13 protein-coding genes are annotated in these 16,164 nt (G+C 67.4%); all 13 read left to right on the plus strand.

What is annotated here, in order from left to right:
- Position 1: 1 nt before the first annotated feature.
- The 13 genes from AC1DJN_RS09080 (at position 2) to AC1DJN_RS09140 (ending at position 16,032) form a co-directional block, all read left to right on the plus strand.
- Positions 2 to 1,828 (plus strand): chemotaxis protein CheA, encoded by a 1,827-nt coding sequence (locus AC1DJN_RS09080; RefSeq protein WP_442252365.1) that lies wholly within the window; start codon positions 2 to 4, stop codon positions 1,826 to 1,828.
- 146 nt (positions 1,829 to 1,974) lie between these two features.
- Complete coding sequence (locus AC1DJN_RS09085; protein WP_025878976.1) at positions 1,975 to 2,715, plus strand: flagellar motor protein; 741 nt, start codon at positions 1,975 to 1,977, stop codon at positions 2,713 to 2,715.
- A 1-nt stretch (position 2,716) separates the two neighbouring features.
- Positions 2,717 to 3,730, plus strand: a complete 1,014-nt coding sequence (gene motD, locus AC1DJN_RS09090; protein WP_032974846.1) for a flagellar motor protein MotD — start codon at positions 2,717 to 2,719, stop codon at positions 3,728 to 3,730.
- 4 nt (positions 3,731 to 3,734) lie between these two features.
- Positions 3,735 to 4,517 carry a ParA family protein gene (locus AC1DJN_RS09095; protein WP_059064121.1) on the plus strand — a complete coding sequence of 261 codons (783 nt, stop codon included), beginning with the start codon at positions 3,735 to 3,737 and terminating at the stop codon, positions 4,515 to 4,517.
- Positions 4,514 to 5,878 (plus strand): chemotaxis protein CheW, encoded by a 1,365-nt coding sequence (locus AC1DJN_RS09100; protein WP_442252371.1) that lies wholly within the window; start codon positions 4,514 to 4,516, stop codon positions 5,876 to 5,878. Before AC1DJN_RS09095 ends, AC1DJN_RS09100 begins: the two co-directional genes overlap by 4 nt.
- Positions 5,879 to 5,972: 94 nt before the next feature.
- Positions 5,973 to 6,281, plus strand: coding sequence for an STAS domain-containing protein (locus AC1DJN_RS09105; protein WP_032975458.1), 309 nt, complete (start codon positions 5,973 to 5,975; stop codon positions 6,279 to 6,281).
- The gene (locus AC1DJN_RS09110) at positions 6,278 to 6,643 is read left to right on the plus strand and encodes a response regulator (RefSeq protein WP_025878971.1); all 366 of its coding nucleotides are present in this window, start codon (positions 6,278 to 6,280) and stop codon (positions 6,641 to 6,643) included. Before AC1DJN_RS09105 ends, AC1DJN_RS09110 begins: the two co-directional genes overlap by 4 nt.
- A gap of 45 nt (positions 6,644 to 6,688) precedes the next feature.
- Positions 6,689 to 8,668: a chemotaxis protein CheA gene (locus tag AC1DJN_RS09115; protein ID WP_282280120.1), complete on the plus strand. Its 1,980-nt coding sequence runs from the start codon at positions 6,689 to 6,691 to the stop codon at positions 8,666 to 8,668.
- 385 nt (positions 8,669 to 9,053) lie between these two features.
- Complete coding sequence (locus AC1DJN_RS09120) at positions 9,054 to 11,300, plus strand: methyl-accepting chemotaxis protein (RefSeq protein WP_478039110.1); 2,247 nt, start codon at positions 9,054 to 9,056, stop codon at positions 11,298 to 11,300.
- A gap of 213 nt (positions 11,301 to 11,513) precedes the next feature.
- The gene (locus AC1DJN_RS09125) at positions 11,514 to 12,287 is read left to right on the plus strand and encodes a flagellar brake protein (protein ID WP_478039111.1); all 774 of its coding nucleotides are present in this window, start codon (positions 11,514 to 11,516) and stop codon (positions 12,285 to 12,287) included.
- 258 nt (positions 12,288 to 12,545) lie between these two features.
- Positions 12,546 to 13,037 (plus strand): chemotaxis protein CheW, encoded by a 492-nt coding sequence (locus AC1DJN_RS09130; RefSeq protein WP_025878967.1) that lies wholly within the window; start codon positions 12,546 to 12,548, stop codon positions 13,035 to 13,037.
- Between the two features lie 137 nt (positions 13,038 to 13,174).
- On the plus strand, positions 13,175 to 13,558 hold the full coding sequence (locus AC1DJN_RS09135; RefSeq protein ID WP_025878966.1) for a hypothetical protein: 384 nt from the start codon (positions 13,175 to 13,177) through the stop codon (positions 13,556 to 13,558).
- Positions 13,559 to 13,656: 98 nt separating this feature from the next.
- Positions 13,657 to 16,032, plus strand: a complete 2,376-nt coding sequence (locus tag AC1DJN_RS09140; RefSeq protein WP_478039112.1) for a methyl-accepting chemotaxis protein — start codon at positions 13,657 to 13,659, stop codon at positions 16,030 to 16,032.
- The last annotated feature ends 132 nt before the right edge of the window (positions 16,033 to 16,164 follow it).

Below are 16,164 nucleotides of genomic sequence, written 5' to 3' on the forward strand. Positions count from 1 at the left end.
CATGGGCGCAGTAGCCGACGACATCACTGCCGATTTCATCATCGAGGCCCAGGAGATCCTGGATCGCCTCGGCGAACAGCTGGTGTCGCTGGAACAGGCACCGCAGGACAATGAACAGCTCAACGCGGTGTTCCGTGGCTACCACACGCTGAAGGGCGGCGCAGGTTTCCTCGGCATCACCGCAATGGTCGAGCTGTGCCACGCCGCCGAGGAAGCGCTGGGCGCCGCACGCGCCGGCCAGGCCGTCCTGCAGGCGCATCACTTCGATGCCGCCCAGCAGTCACTGGACTACCTGCAGTCGATGCTTGACGCGGTGTCTTCGGGCACCGAGCCGGGCTTTGCCCCGCCCGAACTGGTCGCCCAGTTCGACGTGCATGGCGGCGGCGCTACCGCGCCTGCGGCCGCGACGCCGGGTGCGGGCGGCGGCGACTTGATCACCGACGACGAATTCGAGGCCCTGCTCGACCAGCTGCATGGCGGCAAGGCGCCGACAACCGTGGCGGCGGCGAAGAAGGCCGACGACATGATCAGCGAGGACGAGTTCGAGGCATTGCTCGACCAGCTGCATGGCGGCGCCGCCCCGGGCAGCAACACCACCGCAGCGGCTGTTGCGGTACCGGCACCGCGACCGGCGCCCTCGCCGGCCCCGCCCGCTGCCAAGCCCGCACCCAACAAGCCTGTCGCCGAAGCCGAACACACCGTGCGCGTGGACACCAAGCGCCTGGATGCCATCGTCAACCTGATCGGCGAACTGGTGCTGTCACGAAACCGGTTGAAGACGCTGCGCGCGCGCCTGCGCGATGAAGAGCTGGACCGCGCCGTGTCCACGCTGGATATCGCCACCGCGCGCCTGCAGTCGGCGGTGATGCGCACCCGCATGCAGCCGGTCGGCAAGGTGTTCTCGCGCTTCCCGAAGGTGGCGCGCGACGTTGCGCGTTCGCTGAAGAAGGAAGTGGACCTGGAACTGATCGGCGCCGAAACCGAGCTCGACCGCAACCTGGTCGAAGCGCTGGCCGACCCGCTGGTGCACCTGGTCCGCAACGCCATCGACCATGGCGTGGAAATGCCTGACCTGCGCGAAGCGCAGGGCAAACCGCGGATGGGTCACGTGCGCCTGTCGGCACAGCAGGAAGGCGACTACGTCAGCATCGAAGTGCAGGACGATGGCGCCGGCATCGATCCGGAAAAACTGCGCGCCAAGGCGCGCGAGAAGGGCCTGATCGATCCGGAAGCCGCCGCCCGCCTGAGCAGCGAGGAATGCCTGCACCTGGTGTTCCTGCCAGGGTTCTCGACCAAGCAGCAGGTCACCGACATTTCCGGCCGCGGCGTCGGCATGGACGTGGTGCAGTCGCGCATCCGTGAGCTGAGCGGGCAGATCCAGATCCAGTCGGAACTGGGCCGCGGCAGCCGTTTCATGATCCGCGTACCGCTGACCCTGGCGATCCTGCCGACCCTGCTGGTGCAGGCCGGCGAAGACGTCTACGCACTGCCGCTGGCCCGTGTGATGGAAGTGCTGCATGCGCCGCGCACCTCGTTGGGCTGGTTCGACGGCCGCGCCGTGCTCGACCGCCGCTCGCACACGCTGGCGCTGGTCGACCTGCGGCAATGGCTGGATGTGACGCCGGCCACCTCGCCCCTGCTGACCATCGTCGTGCTGCAGGCCGGTGAAGCACGCTTCGGGCTGGTGGTGGACCAGGTGCGCGGGCGTGAGGAAGTGGTCATCAAGCCACTGCCCAAGGCCCTGCGCGGCCTGCGTGGTTATGCCGGTGCAACCCTGATCGGCGATGGTCGCATGGCGCTGATCCTGGACGTGGACGGGCTGCGCTGAAGCCCGCCGGGCATGGCCCGGCGCTACCGGAAACGGCCCCRCAGGGTAGCGCCGGGCCATGCCCGGCGACCCGAAAACTGTGACTACCGTCTGTACACGACCTACCGGTGTCTCAAGTCCCATTCATACAAGCCGATACCGGACCCATGGATAGACTCAGCCTCATTGGACTTTTCCTCGCCCTGGCCTCGCTGGTCGGTGGCAGCATCCTCAAGGGCGCCGGCCTGGCGTCGTTGTGGTCGCCTGCGGCGTTCGTGATCGTCATCGTCGGCACCATCGCCGCCATCCTGCTGCACACCTCGCCAGCGGTGTTCAAGCACGCCTTCAAGATCGTGCGCTGGGTCGTGCGGCCGCCGCACAGCGACCGTCGCGAACTGATCCAGCAGATCGTGGAATGGAGCAACATCGCCCGCCGCCAGGGCCTGCTCGGCCTGGAATCGCAGGTGGAAGCGCAGCAGGACCCGTTCCTGCGCAAGGGCCTGCAGCTGCTGGTGGACGGCGTTGAACCCGAATCGATCCGGCACATGCTGGAGATCGAACTGGGCAGCCAGGAGCACCAGGACCAGGCCGCCGCCAAGGTGTTTGAAAGCATGGGCATCTATGCGCCCACGCTGGGCATCATCGGCGCCGTGCTCGGCCTGATCGCGGTAATGAAGAACCTCGCCGACCCGAGCAAGCTCGGCCACGGCATCGCCGCCGCGTTCACCGCCACCATCTACGGCATCGCCTCGGCCAACCTGCTGTTCCTGCCCATCGCCGCCAAGCTGAAGGGCGTCATCGCCCATTCCAGCCGCGACCGCGAAATGGTCATCGAAGGCCTGATCTCGATTGCCCAGGGCGAGAACCCGCGCAACATCGAAACCAACCTCTCCGGCTTCCTGCACTGACATGGCCCGCCGCAAGCACCACGAAGAGCACGCCAATCACGAGGCATGGGCCATCCCCTATGCCGACCTGATGACGCTGCTGCTCGCCTTCTTCGTGGTCATGTACGCGATCTCCTCGGTCAACGAGGGCAAGTACCGGATCATGGCCGACGCCCTCACCGATGCCTTCGGTGGTGCGCCGCGCACCATCAATCCGGTGCAGGTGGGCAACAAGCAGGTGCAGGGCGGCGGCTGGGACAGCCCGTCGGTGATCAAGTCCGGCACCAAGATCGGGCCGTCCGCTCCCGCGCCCTCGCACGACCCCACCCTGCTGCCGGCGATGGCCTCGCAGATGCGCATGCCGGTGTCGGTGCACAACCAGGAACAGATCGCGCGTGCCGAGCGCCAGCTCAACAGCATCGCCGACCGCCTGACCGCCGCGCTGGCGCCACTGATCGACCGCGGCATGATCAGCGTGCGCCGCACCGAGCTGTGGATCGAAGTGGAGATCAACAGCGACATCCTGTTCCCGACCGGCTCGGCGGCGCTGGACGTGCATGCGCGCGACACCCTGGCCAGCCTGGCCGGCGTGCTGCGCGACGTGCCCAACAGCGTGCGCGTGGAAGGACACACCGACAACGTGCCGATCGCCACCGCCACCTTCCCGTCCAACTGGGAGCTGTCGGCCGGGCGCGCGGCCAGCGTGGTGCATCTGTTTGCCGACCAGGGGCTGCAGCCATCGCGGCTGGCGATGGTCGGCTACGGCCAGTTCCGCCCCCGCGAAGACAACGACAGCGCACAGGGCCGCAATCGCAACCGGCGGGTGATGGTCATCATCCTGGCCGACACCAGTCATTCGGTGGACCCGCTCGGCGAACGCCTGAATGCCGCCACCGGCACTGCCCGCGGCGCCAGCGAACAGGCCACCGCAGCACCGGCCACCACCCCCACTTCCCCCATCGCACCGGTGCAGTTGCCACCGGTGCCGGCTGGCAGCCGTGTCGGCGCCGCCGTTCCCCCGGCAATGAAGGAGTAATCCGATGCGCATCTGGGCAGTCGCCAACCAGAAGGGCGGAGTCGGCAAGACCACCACCACCCTCGCCCTCGGTCGCGGCCTGGCCGCGCTCGGCCACCGCGTGCTGCTGATCGATCTCGATCCGCATGCCTCGCTGACCCGCGCCTTCGGCGTGCCGATCGAGCCGGCACCGGCCGGCGTGCTGGAACTGTTCGCCGCACCGCCGGCCGACCTGTCCGCGCTCAGCCATGCCAGCAACATCGGCGGACTCGATTACGTGTGCGCGCAGGCCTCGCTGGCCACGCTGGAACGACGCAGCGCCAACCAGCCCGGCCTCGGCCTGGCCCTGCAGAACGCGCTCGCCCGCCACCAAGGCCAGCACGACTACATCCTGCTGGACTGCGCACCGACCCTGGGCCTGCTGATGATCAATGCGCTGGCCGCGGCCGATCGCCTGATCATTCCCACCCAGGCCGAGCCGTTGGCCCTGCACGGCCTGGATGGCATGGTCCGCACCGGCGAGATGGTCGAGCGTTCGCGCCGCCGGCCGCTGCCGATCTCGATCCTGCCGACACTGTTCGACCGCCGCACCCGCACCGGCAATGAATCGCTGCGCGCCATGCAGGACCGCCACGCRAGCCGCGTCTGGGAAGACGCGATTCCGATCGACACCCGCATCAGCAACGCGGCCGGCCTGACCCTGCCGAGCATCGGCGAGGACTACCCGGGACGCGGCCTGGCGGCCTATCGGCGCGCGTTGAACTGGATCCTCGGTGAGGACGCACGTGCCCTGGAGCAGGCGGCATGAACACCACCGGCATGCTGGACGACTATCTGGACGAGCTGCTCGGCGACATTGCCGTCGCACCGGTCGCCGCTGATGCCGCGCCACGCCCGACGAGCGCAGCAGCCGACGGCGAGCGCGAGCCGACCTGGGATGATCTGCCGGCCGAAGTGATCTACGAAACCGACGCCGTCGCAGTGGCCCCGGCCAACGACGATGCTTCGCTCGAAGCCGCATTCGACGCGGCTGCCACGCCTGCGGCCGACACCGGGCGCGAGCCGACCTGGGACGATCTGCCGGCCGAAGTGATCTACGAAACCGACACCGTCGCAACCGCTCCGGCCAATGATGATGCGGCGCTGGAAGCCGCCTTCGACGCCGTTGCCACGCCTGCGGCCGATACCGGGCGCGAGCCGACCTGGGACGATCTGCCGGCGGAAGTGATCTACGAAACCGACGCCGTCGCAGCCGCTCCGGCCAACGATGATGCGGCCTTGGAGGCTGCTTTCGACGCCGCCAACGTGCTTGCGATCGACACAGAGCGCGAGCCCACCTGGGACGACCTGCCGGCCGAGGTCGTCCATGAAACCGCGCCGGTGGCCAATGCCGCTGTCGCACCGCCCGCGCCGGAACCCACCTGGGATGACCTGCCGGACGAAGTGATCTACGAAACCGACGCCGCCGACAGCCTGGCGCACACCGACAGCCCCGGGTTGCAGGCCGCCTTCGAAGCCGCCGCCGACGGCGAAGTGGTTGCTGCCATCGCTGCGCCGGCCGTTGCCAAGGCCGCCGCGCGCCCCGCACCAGCACCGATGCCATCGATGACCCGCGCCGCCGTCGCATCGCCGCCACGGCTCGCGGTGGACACCCCCTCCAGCAACCGCCCCGGTTCCTGGCAGGAGCTGCAGGCCCAGGCGCATCAGCCCGCCAGCAGCCCGCATCCGCAGAACCGCCGCGCCGGCGAACGCACGTCGCGTTGGCTGCGCCTGCGCTGTGGCACCCAGGCCTACGCGCTGGAACTGCTGAAGGTGCAGGAAGTGGTGCTGCCGGTGCCGTTGCTGCCATTGCGCGGCACTGCCCCGGAAATGCTCGGCATCATGAACCTGCGTGGCCAGGTGGTGCCGGTGATGGATCTCGGCCTGCACCTGGGTGCGGCCTCCGCCGAGGATGACGCGCAGACCCGCATCGTCGTGCTTGAAGAGAACGGCGAGACCTTGGGCCTGCGTGTGTCGGCCGTGGAGGACGTCGCCAACCTGACCGACTCGCAGATCGAACCACCCGATACCGCCCGCATCTGCCAGATCTCCAATGAACTGTTCCGTGGCGTGGCCCGCATCAGCCAGCGGCCGATGATCCTGCTCGACGCCACGCAGCTGCTGGGGTGAATCCGTGCTCTGAATCGGCGCGCAGCGCCGATACCCCTAAAGAACCGCCCCACGGTGCCGTTATGAATGCTGGAACCGTTTGTCCGGAGCAACGATGAGCACTGTCGAACTGGGTGAGGATCTCGGCATCGAGAGCAGCACCGAGCTCAAGAACCGCCTTTCGCCCTTGGTGGCGGAAGCAGGCGAGCTGACCCTGGATGCAAGCCAGGTCGGCCGCATCCACACCGCCAGCATGCAGGTGCTGTGCGCCTTCGTGCAGGCCCGCCGCGAGGCAGGCCTGGGCACCGGCTTCCACGGTTGCACTGCAACCTTCCGTGACGCTGCACGCCTGTTGGGCGTCACCCAGGCCCTGGGCCTGGACGTACCCCATGACAACCTGAAATCTGTGGAGAACGCTGCATGAGCGCACGTATCTTGGTGGTGGACGATTCGGCGTCGATGCGCCAGATGGTTTCCTTCGCCCTCACCTCGGCCGGTTTTGCCGTCGAAGAAGCTGAAGACGGCGCGGTCGCGCTCGGACGTGCCAAGGGCCAGCGCTTCAATGCGGTGGTCACCGACGTCAACATGCCGAACATGGACGGCATCGCGCTGATCCGCGAACTGCGCCAGCTGCCGGACTACAAGTTCACGCCGATGCTGATGCTGACCACCGAGTCGGCAGCGGACAAGAAGTCCGAAGGCAAGGCCGCCGGTGCGACCGGCTGGCTGGTGAAGCCGTTCAATCCCGAACAGCTGGTCGCCACCGTGCAGAAAGTGCTGGGCTGATCGCCCCGCACTGCTCCCCCTCTTCGCTTCCGGATTGCCACTGCCATGAGCATGGACCTGCAACGCTTCCACGCCACCTTCTTCGAGGAGAGCCGCGAAGGCCTCGACGCCATGGAGGCTGGCCTGCTGGCCCTGGAATCGGGACAACAGGACCCGGAGATCATCAACTCGGTGTTCCGTGCCGCCCACTCCATCAAGGGTGGCGCAGGCACGTTCGGCTTCGATGCCATCGCCGGGCTGACCCACGTGCTGGAAACGCTGCTCGATGAGCTGCGGGCCGGCAAGCGCGCACTGGAAGGCAACGCCGTCGATGCGATGCTGTCGTCGGTGGACGTACTGCGCGCCCTGTTGCGCGAGGCCGAGCACGGCCAGCCCGCCGATCCTGCAGCGGTCGCTGCGGTGAAGGCGCGCCTGGAAGCGGTGCTGTCCGGCCAGACACCCGCCGCCGCTGCACCCGCTGCCGCCAGCAAGGTGGACGACACGCCGGAAGCCTGGCAGATCGGCTTCACCCCGGCGCCGTCACTGTTCATGAGTGGCAACGACCCGTTGCGCATCATCCGCGAACTGGAACACCTGGGTTCGCTGCAGGTGGCCGCGCGCATGGATCGCCTGCCCGGCTTCGCCCAGCTCGACCCGCTTGAAGCCCACCTGGCGTGGGACCTGGGCCTGGTCGGCAAGGTGCCGCGCAGCAAGATCGAAGACACCTTCGCCTGGGTGCTGGACGACTGCGAACTGGACATCCGTCCGGCCGCACCACCAAGCCTGGCCACCCAGGCACCGGCTGCCGCGCCGGTCGCTGCCCCTGCGCCCGCCGCTGCCGCACCGACGGCCAGCACCGGGGCCAGCCAGGAAGCAGAAACCTCCATCCGTGTCAGCGTCGACAAGGTCGATGCACTGATCAACCTGGTCGGTGAGCTGGTCATCACCCAGGCCATGCTCAAGCAGGTCTCGCACGCGCTGGACCCGGTGCATGCCGAGAGCCTGTTCGCCGGCCTGGACCTGCTTGAACGCAATACCCGTGACCTGCAGGAGGCTGTGATCGGCGTGCGCATGCTGCCGGTCGACGCAGTGTTCCGCCGCTTCCCGCGCCTGGTCCGCGACCTGTCCGGCCGCCTGGGCAAGCACGTGCGCCTGCGCACCATCGGCGAAGGCACCGAGCTGGACAAGGGCCTGATCGAGAAGATCGCCGATCCGCTGGTGCATCTGGTCCGCAATTCCATCGACCACGGCCTGGAAATGCCGGACGTGCGTCGCGATGCTGGCAAGGACGAGACCGGCACGATCACCCTGGCGGCCTCGCACCAGGGCGGCCACATCGTCATCGAAGTCAGCGACGACGGCCGCGGCCTGAACCGCGAGAAGATCCTGGCCAAGGCGCAGGAACGCGGCCTGGCCGTACCGGACAACCCCACCGACTCGCAGGTCTGGGACCTGATCTTCCAGCCCGGCTTCTCCACCGCCGATGCGGTCACCGACCTGTCCGGTCGTGGCGTGGGCATGGACGTGGTCCGCCGCAACATCCAGGCGCTCGGTGGCGAGGTGCAGATTGAAAGCGGCCTCGGCACCGGCACCCGTACGCTGATCCGGCTGCCGTTGACCCTGGCCATCCTCGACGGCATGACCGTGGCGGTGGCCGGCGAAACCCTGATCCTGCCGCTGGCCTACGTGCTTGAAGCACTGCAGCCGCAGCCTGACGACATCCGCAGCATGGCCGGCGAAGGCCGCGTGCTGCGCGTGCGTGGCGAATACCTGCCGATCCTGTCGCTGAGCGAGTACTACGGCTATGGCCAGCGTGCACCCGGCAGTGAATCGCTGGTGGTGGTGGTTGAAGGCGATGGCCAGAAGATCGCGCTGGAAGTGGACGAACTGGTCGGCCAGCAGCAGGTCGTGGTGAAGAACATCGAGAACAACTACCGCCGCATCGGCGGGGTCTCCGGTGCCACAATCCTCGGCGATGGCCGCGTCGCCCTGATCGTCGACATCGGCGGCCTGGTGCGTTCGCTGCGGGTACCGCAGGCCGCCTGAGCTGCGCTACACGTTGTACCTGACCGCCGCCCTCCGGGGCGGCGGTTTTCGTTTGCGCGCGGGCGCAGGCCGCAATCGTACCCACGCGCAACGCGGCGGCGCCCGCAACTGTGAACTCCGTCGTCCTGTGTCGTGAACCTGATCGGGCGCATGGTTTCGCCTGAAACCACGCCGCCACGGCGAAAGCCCCGCCACTGCTTGCTTTCCGTTGGTTTCCCCTACGCCAGCGAATGTGACATCGGTCCATAAAGTACGGCGCAGCTGCGCCGCTATCTCGGGTTGACGGCAGTCACCGATCCTTCACCCGGCACCACCGTTCCCTCCTGCAACGACCTTTTGCCCGCGGCGCCGCCGCCGGTATTCTGCCCACCTTGGAGCACCCTGCATGAAGTGGTTCCACGATCTGCCCATCGCCCGCAAGCTGGCTGTGGGATTCACCCTGACCACCCTGATGACCGTCGTGCTGGGTGCGTTCGCCCTGGTCCGCCTGTCCGAAGCCAACGCCAAGCTGACCTCGATGGCGACCAACGACATTCCATCGGTGCAGTACCTCGGTGAAGTGCGCTCGCAGCTGGGTGAGTTCCGCACCTATGAGCTGGCCCAGATCAGCATGCTGGACCAGCCGGAGAAGGTCGCCGACTACAACAAGCGCATGAACGACACCGCTGCGGTGGTGCGCGAGCAGCTGGCGGCCTATGCCAAACTGCCGGCCGGCGACAAGGAACGCGCGCTGTACCAGGCCGTGCAGGCCGACGTCGATGGCTACTTCGCCGCCAATACCAAGCTGCGCGAAGCGGCCACCGCCGGTGATGGCGAAGCGGCCCGGCAGATTTCCGATGAGCAGTCGCGCCCCCTGCGCCGCAAAGCCTTTGAAGACCTGAAGGCGCTGGGTGCGCTGCTGGGAACCCAGATGCAGGGCAAGATCGACGACGCCAACGCGACCCACCGCAACAGCATGCTGGCCATCATCGCCGCCATCGTGCTGCTGGTCGTGGTCGCCGCCACCCTGGCCGTGATCATCTCGCGCGCCGTGGTCGGCCCGCTGGGCAAGGCCGTGCACGCCATCCAGGCCGTCGCCCGCGGCGATCTCAGCGTCACTACCCAGGCCACCGGCAAGGATGAGGCGGGTCGCATGTTGGCGGCCACCGCGGAGATGACCGCGATGCTGCGTCGCTTCTCCGAGCAGACCCAGCTGATGGCACAGATGCATGCCGGCCCCGATATCAGCCACCGCATTCCGGAAGACTTCCCGGGCGTCTATGGCCAGCTCGCCGGCGGCATCAACACGGTGATCTTCGAACACCTCGATGCGATCCGTGATGCCATCGATGTGCTCAACCAGTACGCCACCGGCAACCTCACCCCCGATGCGCGCCGGTTGCCGGGCAGCCGCGCGATCCTGCACGAATCGATGGATGCGGCCAAGGCCAGCCTGCTGGCCATCAACACGCAGATCCAGCAGCTGGCATCGGCCGCCGCCGCCGGCGACTTCAGCCAGCGCGGCGATGCGCAGCGCTTCGATCACGATTTCCGCGTGATGATCGAGCAGCTCAACAGCATGATGGAGGTCGCCGACGGCAATCTTGGCCAGCTGTCGCAGCTGCTGCAGTCCATCGCCGCGGGCGACCTGACCGCACGCATGGACGGCCAGTTCCACGGCGTGTTCGCCCGCATGCGTGACGATGCCAACACCACCGTCGCCCAGTTGACCCAGATCGTCAGCCAGATCCAGGCCAGCACCTCGAGCATCACCCTGGCCTCAGGCGAAATCGCCTCGGGCAATAGTGACCTGTCACGCCGTACCGAACAGCAGGCGGCCAACCTGGAAGAAACCGCCGCCTCGATGGAGGAACTGACCTCCACCGTTCGCCAGAACGCCGAACATGCGCGCCAGGCCAACCAGCTCGCCATCGGTGCGCACGGCGTGGCCTCGCAGGGCGGTGAAGTGGTCGGCCAGGTGGTCACCACCATGTCGGCCATCGAAGCCTCCTCGAAGAAGATCGCCGAGATCATCTCGGTCATCGATGGCATCGCCTTCCAGACCAACATCCTGGCGCTGAATGCCGCAGTGGAAGCGGCCCGTGCCGGCGAACAGGGCCGTGGCTTYGCCGTGGTCGCCAGCGARGTGCGTACCCTCGCCCAGCGCTCGGCCGCCGCCGCCAAGGARATCAAGGGSCTGATCGACGAMTCGGTCGGCAAGGTCGCCGAGGGTTCCAGCCTGGTCCACCAGGCCGGCAGCACCATGGGCGAGATCGTCGCGTCGGTGCAGCGCGTGACCGACATCATGGCCGAGATCTCCGCCGCCTCGCAGGAACAGTCGGCCGGCATCGAGCAGGTCAACCAGACCGTGGTGCAGATGGACGAAACCACCCAGCAGAACGCCGCGCTGGTGGAAGAAGCCACCGCCGCAGCGCGGGCGATGGAAGACCAGGCCGCACAGCTGGGCGAGGCCGTCGCACGCTTCCGCCTGGCCGCACCGAGCGCGGGCAATGCGATACCGCGCGCAGCCATGGCCGTGGCCAGCAGTGCTCCGCGCAAGGCGGCGCCCGCATCCATCGCCGCACCCGCGCGCGTGCGCAAGCCCGTTGCGCAGCCGGCCCTGGCCGGTGACGGCGACTGGCAGGAGTTCTGATCGCAGCATCGGGGTGGCCGCGCGCCACCCCGTCAGCGGAAAGGCAGCGCCGGGCCATGCCCGGCCCGGGCACCACGCTTGCCCGACCGCCGCGGGCATGGCACAACGGAGCAAACGAGTGCGTTCGGTGCTACATAAATCCGCAACGCAGCCGATACCTCTTTCGAGCCACGCGCCCACACGCGTCGGCGCCCGCCCCTGACCACAGATTCCATGTCCGACGGCCACGACACTGCACTGCCCGAAGTCCATGCGGCCGACGCCGCGGATGATCGCTTCCTGGTCCGCAACCCCCGCCAGGTGCGGCAGCTGCTGCGTTCACTGATCGACCAGCGATCACTGATCAACGCCCATATCGACGGCCGCGATCGATCCTTCCCCACCGCCCTGCTTGAACTGGACGACGACGAGGATTTCCTGCTGCTCGATGGCAGCCCGCAGGAGGCTTCCAACCGCGCCGCCGAACAGTCCGACCACCTGCTCTGCTTCGCCCAGCTGGAACGGGTACTGGTGCGTTTCCGCCTGCATGACCTGCAGCGCGTGGACAACGAGGGCCATGTGGCGTTCCGTGCACCGCTGCCCGATGAACTGGTGCACCTGCAGCGACGCGAACTGTACCGGCTGGAGACCCCCATCACCGACTCACCGCAATTGCTGCTGCCACCGGGCGAGGCCCGCGCCGAAGCCTTGTCGATGCGGGTGGTGGACATCAGTGGCGGCGGCCTGGCGGTAACCGTGCCCACCGACTGCGCCATCTTCAGCCTGCAGCAGCGCTACCGGGCGCAGCTGTCGATGCCCGATGRCCCGGACCTGCAGATCGAACTGGTGGTCTGCAACCTGCTGCCGCAACGCCTGCCCAACGGCACCGAGGTCAAGCGCGTCGGCATGCGTTTCGACGACCTGCCGCGCGGCGGCGACAGCGCCATCCAGCGCTACATCTTCCGCATCGACCGCCAGCGCAAGGCACGCCGCAACGGCGAGCTCTGACACCCCCACGGCGGGTAGTGCCGGCCGCTGGCCGGCAACCTCGAAACCGCGTGGATACCGGTGCCAGTAGATCCACGCCATGCGTGGATGCAGGAACTGCCGGCCAGCGGCCGCCACCCCCCTCCCAGGTAGATCCGCGCCATGCGTGGATGCAGGATTGCCGGCCAGCGGCCGGCACTACCAGATGCCTAAAGTCCCCCACCCAGGGGCCGATATCGAGCCTGACACCGGCACTTCCGGCAGAACCAGGACCCCTCGATGAACGACAAGAACAGCTCCGCCGCCGGCGCCGATGGCGAATTCCTCAGCTTCACCCTCGGTGCCGAGCACTACGGCGTGGACATCCTCAAGGTGCAGGAAATCCGCGGCTACGACGCCGTCACCCGCGTCCCCGATGCCCCGGACTACATCAAGGGCGTGATCAACCTGCGCGGCACCATCGTGCCGGTGATCGACCTGCGCCTGAAGCTGCGCCTGGAAGACGCCCGCTACGACGCCTTCACCGTGATGATCGTGCTCAACGTGGAAGACCGCGTGGTCGGCATCGTGGTCGACAGCGTCTCCGACGTGATCCCGCTGTCGGCCGAGCAGATCCGCCCGACCCCGGAATTCGGCGCCGCCGTCGACACCCGCTTCATCTCCGGCATCGGCACCCACGACGACCGCATGCTGATCCTGCTGGATATCGAAACCCTGCTGGACAGCGCCGACATGGGTCAGACCAACGTCGTCGAAGACGCTGCCGCCTGAGCAAACGGACCTTTTTCACGTTTCTGTTACGCAGCCCTTCAGTTCCCCTCATCCACGCCGATAGGGGGACAGAAGCCGGTCGCGCAGGAACGCGCCAAGGCCGGATCCACCATCACCATCCCCGGAGAATCACCCCGATGAAGTCCCTGCTTGCGTTCGTTTCGGCTGCCGTCCTGGCCACCACCGCTTCCTCCGCCTTCGCGCAGTCGGCCGAGATGATTCCGCCGGAGATGGCACCGCGCGCCGTCGGCAAGGACGGCATGGTCTGCGGCAAGGTCGAAAAGGCCCGCTTCGCAGAAGGTTCCGAAGGCCAGCCGACCTTCCTGTACATGGGCGGTGCCTTCCCGCGCCACACCTTCTCGGCACGCATCGCCGGCGAGAACCGCGGCAAGTTCTCCTTCCCGCTGGAAACCCTGGAAGGCAAGACCGTGTGCGTGATCGGCAAGATCCAGCGCGACGCCTCGCGCGCGGAAATCGAAGTCAGCTCGCCGTCCAGCCTGAAGCTGGCCAACATCAAGTAATCCGCTGTCCGTCAGACCGCGCCGGCCAGCGTGCCGGCGTGGCTGTTGCAACCGGGCCCCGCGCCCGGCCGCGTCTGCCTTAGGAGATCGCAACGCCCATGCCGTGGATCAACAACCTGAAACTGATGCCGAAGCTCATGCTGACCTTCGGTGTCCTCTTGCTGGTGATGCTGCTGCAGGGCATCGTCGCCTACCGTGGCCTGCATTCGCTGAACAACGTGACCACCGAACTGGCTGGTTCACGCATGGAARGCATCCGCATGGCCGGCGAGATGCGCGGCATGCTCGGCGAGTACCGCAACAGCGCCTACCAGCAGCTGATCCGCGCCAGCGACGACGTCAAGGCCGACGCCCGCAAGCAGGCCGTCGAACTGCGCACCAGCATGGACAAGTCGATCAAGGACTATCCGAAGCTGGTCGACAACGCACAGCAGAAGAAGCTGTTCGACACCTTCGCCAAGGACTGGAAGGACGCGCTGGCCTCCTATGACAGCGTCACCGAAATGCTGGAGCTGGACCTGCCCGACGATGCGATCGACACCTTCGTCGGCGAGACCCGCACCAAACACCGCAAGGCCGGCGCTGCGCTTGAAGCGCTGATCGCCGAAGACAACCGCCTCGCCCGCGCCTCGCGCGACGAARCCGCCTCCACCTACTCCGCCTCGGCCGTGYTGACCGTCATCGCCCTGCTCGGCGGCGCCGCGCTCGGCCTGGTGCTGGTGTGGCTGTTCGCCCGTGCCCTGGTCGGCAGCGTGCGTGGCGCCGTCTCGGTCGCCAACGACGTCGCCGGTGGCAAGCTTGATGGCCATATCGACGTCAGCCGCCAGGACGAAGTGGGCGAACTGATGCAGGCCATGCAGCGCATGCAGCGCGACCTGCGCGAGCGCACCGAAACCGACCAGGCCATCGCCCGCGAGAACCTGCGCATCCGCACCGCGCTGGATTACAGCTCGACCGGCGTCTACCTCACCGACCCCAACAACACCATCGTCTACAGCAACCGCGCCCTGCAGCAGACCCTGGCCCAGTACCAGGACGAGCTGCGCCGCGACCTGCCCGACTTCGACGTCCACGCCTCGCTGGTCGGCAAGCCGGTCACCGTGCTCGAGCACCGTGGTGAGATGGACAACACCCTGCTGGCCAACCTCAAGCAGCATGGCGTTGCCCGCCGCCCGATGCAGTATGGCGATGCCCAGTTCGCCCAGGTCGTGTCGACCATCCGCAACGAAGACGGCGACACCGTCGGCTACGTGGTGGAATGGCGCGACCGCACCCAGGAAGCGCAGGTCGAGGCGGAAGTGGCACGGGTGATCGCCCAGGCCGCTGCCGGCGACCTGTCCGGCCGCATCGATGCCAACGACAAGGAAGGCTTCTTCCTGCAGCTGGCCCAGCAGATCAACGGCCTGCTGGACGCCAACTCGGGCAGCATCGAACAGATTTCCGGCCTGCTCGCCGCACTGTCGCAGGGTGACCTGACCGTGCGCATGCACGGCGACTATCAGGGCGTGTTCGCCCGCATGCGCGACGATGCCAATGCCACCGCCGCGCAGCTGAGCGAGATCGTCACCCGCATCAAGCAGTCCAGCCGTGCGATCAGCTCGGCCGCCGGTGAAATCGCCTCCGGCAACAGCGACCTGTCGCGCCGTACCGAACAGCAGGCCGCGAACCTGGAAGAAACCGCCGCCTCGATGGAAGAACTGACCTCCACCGTGCGCCAGAACGCCGAGCACGCCCGCCAGGCCAACCAGCTCGCCATCGGCGCGCATGGCGTGGCATCGCAGGGTGGCGAAGTGGTCGGCCAGGTGGTCACCACCATGTCGGCCATCCAGGCCTCGTCGAAGAAGATCGCGGAAATCATCTCGGTCATCGACGGCATTGCCTTCCAGACCAACATCCTGGCGCTGAACGCCGCGGTGGAAGCGGCCCGTGCCGGCGAACAGGGCCGTGGTTTCGCCGTGGTCGCCAGCGAAGTGCGCACCCTCGCCCAGCGCTCGGCCGCCGCCGCCAAGGAAATCAAGGGCCTGATCGACGACTCGGTCGGCAAGGTCAACGACGGCTCGGCACTGGTGCACAAGGCCGGCGCCACCATGGGCGAAATTGTTGCCTCGGTGCAGCGCGTCACTGACATCATGTCCGAGATCTCTGCTGCCTCGCAGGAGCAGAGCGCCGGCATCGAACAGGTCAACCAGACCGTGGTGCAGATGGACGAAACCACCCAGCAGAACGCCGCGCTGGTGGAAGAAGCCACCGCCGCCGCACGTGCGATGGAAGAACAGGCGGGCCACCTCAGCGAGGCGGTCTCGATCTTCGTGGTCGACGAAGCCGAAGCCGTGGTCGCCACGCGCGCACCGGCACCGCGCGCGTCGGCACCGGCAGCCCCGGCTCCGGCAGCGGCCGCACCGCCGGCCCGCCGCAGCACTGGCGGCCGATCCATGGCCACCGAACTGGCTGATGGAGACTGGCAGGAATTCTGATACCTGCCTGACCTGAGGCACGAAAACGCCCCGGCCCTGCGCTGGGGCGTTTTCTTTTGCGGCCTCGCCAGGTGTTGTCCAGCCAACGGCGCAGTGCTTCCGGGGTCAGATCCGTTTTCCGCAGGAAAACGG

This window comes from Stenotrophomonas sp. 05L414_2 (assembly GCF_056397905.1).

Coding starts and splice junctions, on each gene's coding strand:
- AC1DJN_RS09085 (WP_025878976.1), top strand. CDS start 1,975: ATGGATAGACTCAGCCTCATTGGACTTTTCCTCGCCCTGGCCTCGCTG.
- AC1DJN_RS09100 (WP_442252371.1), top strand. CDS start 4,514: ATGAACACCACCGGCATGCTGGACGACTATCTGGACGAGCTGCTCGGC.
- AC1DJN_RS09135 (WP_025878966.1), top strand. CDS start 13,175: ATGAAGTCCCTGCTTGCGTTCGTTTCGGCTGCCGTCCTGGCCACCACC.
- AC1DJN_RS09115 (WP_282280120.1), top strand. CDS start 6,689: ATGAGCATGGACCTGCAACGCTTCCACGCCACCTTCTTCGAGGAGAGC.
- motD (WP_032974846.1), top strand. CDS start 2,717: ATGGCCCGCCGCAAGCACCACGAAGAGCACGCCAATCACGAGGCATGG.
- AC1DJN_RS09105 (WP_032975458.1), top strand. CDS start 5,973: ATGAGCACTGTCGAACTGGGTGAGGATCTCGGCATCGAGAGCAGCACC.
- AC1DJN_RS09130 (WP_025878967.1), top strand. CDS start 12,546: ATGAACGACAAGAACAGCTCCGCCGCCGGCGCCGATGGCGAATTCCTC.
- AC1DJN_RS09080 (WP_442252365.1), top strand. CDS start 2: ATGGGCGCAGTAGCCGACGACATCACTGCCGATTTCATCATCGAGGCC.
- AC1DJN_RS09110 (WP_025878971.1), top strand. CDS start 6,278: ATGAGCGCACGTATCTTGGTGGTGGACGATTCGGCGTCGATGCGCCAG.